The following is a 548-nucleotide window of genomic DNA, read 5'->3' on the forward strand; positions in this document are numbered from 1 at the left end:
AAGGCACTATTCATGAGTTAGTTCGCTCGGTGGGTGTTGGTTCATTAAACAAAGCGCCGCGGGCGTGGGGGTTCGATGGGCGTGATATCAAAGCCTTTGATGGAACAACCCTCACGCTGCGGGATACGAAAGCGAATAATGCCCAATATCCGAAACACAGCAACCAAAAGCCTGGGGTGGGCAATCCTCAGGTACGCTTATTGGGGGTATTCTCCCTGATGACAGGCAGTGTTATCGATTATGCGCTTGAGGCGACCCGAGGGAAAGGTACCGGCGAGGTGACCTTGCTTCGCAGTTTATTGGATTGCATCAAGGAAGGCGATATTGCACTCGGCGATGCCTTATTCTGTCACTTTTTTTTAATGCACGACTTAATGGAAAAAAAAGTTGATGTGCTGGTTCCAGGTCATGTTCAACGGCGTTATGATTTTACAACTGGCCTGATTCTTGGAGAAAATGACCATATCACCGAATGGGAAAAACCCAGAAGACCGAAATGGATGAGCAAGGAGTTGTATAAACAATATCCTAAAACCATTCAAATCAGG

The 548-nt window shown here is 47.1% G+C and carries 1 protein-coding gene; it reads left to right on the top strand.

Going from position 1 to position 548, the window contains the following annotated elements:
• A partial coding sequence (locus tag ACFORL_RS12755; protein WP_382344614.1) for a transposase occupies positions 1-548 on the top strand: 548 nt, incomplete at both ends.

Source organism: Legionella dresdenensis (genome assembly GCF_042649825.1).
Lineage (GTDB): Bacteria > Pseudomonadota > Gammaproteobacteria > Legionellales > Legionellaceae > Legionella_C > Legionella_C dresdenensis.